The sequence below is a fragment of the Arthrobacter sp. CC3 genome, from assembly GCF_039907775.1.
Lineage (GTDB): Bacteria > Actinomycetota > Actinomycetes > Actinomycetales > Micrococcaceae > Arthrobacter.
The window spans coordinates 1-1,456 of the sequence record NZ_JARCCY010000098.1 but is presented as its reverse complement, the minus strand read 5'-3'; the positions used below and the strand labels follow the sequence as shown (position 1 = coordinate 1,456).

General features: G+C 62.0%; 2 protein-coding genes. Both read left to right on the top strand.

From position 1 onward, the window contains the following. The first annotated feature begins 44 nt into the window (after positions 1-44). Positions 45-479: a hypothetical protein gene (locus PV761_RS24135; RefSeq protein WP_347900042.1), complete on the top strand. Its 435-nt coding sequence runs from the start codon at positions 45-47 to the stop codon at positions 477-479. 239 nt (positions 480-718) lie between these two features. Further along, on the top strand, positions 719-1,456 hold a 738-nt coding region (locus PV761_RS24130; protein WP_347900043.1), incomplete at its 3' end, for a DDE-type integrase/transposase/recombinase.

Sequence of the window (1,456 nt, the reverse complement as noted above, 5' to 3'; positions counted from 1 at the left end):
GTCAGGCTGGTTGTGAGTCAGTCAGTGATTGAAGAGGAGCAGCCATGTCTGTTGGGCCGCGAGGTATTAGCCGCGATGAGATTCGGGAATTGGTGCATCAGTACTATGTGCAGCCGTATGGGACGAGGAAGGAATGGCTTGCCTCCCAGCCGGTGACTGAATGGACGTTTCGGCGCTGGCGGAAGATGGTGCAAGAGGGTGACCTCGACCGGAATCTGATTCCACGAGAGCATGGGAACATGGCCCGCACCAATGGCGAGTGGTCCGCGTTTGAGAAGGCGCGCGCCAAGGAGATCGCTAAACATCAGTCCGAAGTCGAACAGCTCCAGAGTCGGATCCGTGAACTCGAAGGCACGAATACAGCCTTGGGAAAAGCTATCGGGCTCTTGCACGAGTTGAGCGTGCCAGAGCCCGATACGGCCCAGACGAAAGATCCGAAAGGTTCATCGAAGCCGAGAACCTCCTCGTCCGGCAACTGACAACGCTCACCGGTTCGCAACGGCGAGCCCTCGAGGTCGCCGGCGTATCCCGCTCGACCTGGCACTACCGGCAGAATCCCCGCGAACGGGTCCAGAACCCGCTCGGACAATCTGAGCGCGCTTACCACTCACGTCTCAGCGCGAATGATCGCGACCGGATCTGCGAATACATCCTGGCCGGGTGGGTCAACGAGGTCTCCGTTGATCATTCCTACGCGGCTGCGTGGGACGCGGGGGTGATGCTCGCTTCCCGCCGCACATGGTGGCGGGTCGCGGCGCAGATCGAGGACCAGATGCTGCGCCCCACCATCCCGACCAGGAAGGGGAGCAACCGGGCCCCGCGGGAGAAGCCCGTGGTGATGGCCACGGGCCCGGGGCAGGTCTGGTCCTGGGACATCACCGATCTGTACTCCCCCTGGCGGGGACGCTCATTCAAGGCCTACTCGGTCCTTGATATCTACTCCCGGCGCATGGTTGCCTGGCGGGTCGAGGAACGGGAAGCCGACCACCTCGCCGTGGAGATGTTCGAAACCGCGATCGCCCGGCATGGCGCACCATGCATAGTTCACTCCGACTCGGGGCCGGCAATGCGATCCAACCTGCTCCGGAATGCTCTCACCAGCCACGGCGTGGAACTCTCCCACAACCGGCCCTACGTCTCGAACGACAACCCCTTCTCCGAATCCGGGTTCCGGACCATGAAGTACAGGCCCGGCTACCCCCGGGTGTTCAAAGAAGTCGAGGCCGCCCGCGACTACCTCGCTGAGTACGTGCCCTGGTACAACACCCAACACAAACACTCGGGCATCGCACTGTTCTCGCCCGCCGAAGTCCATGACGGCTCCTGGAAAGAAGTCTGGAAGACACGCGACCAGGCACTACAGCGCTACTACAACAAACACCCCGCACGATTCCACCAGCGCCCCAGCACACCCGCGCCCGCCCGCCATGCAGGAATCAACCTTCCTCCAACAAAA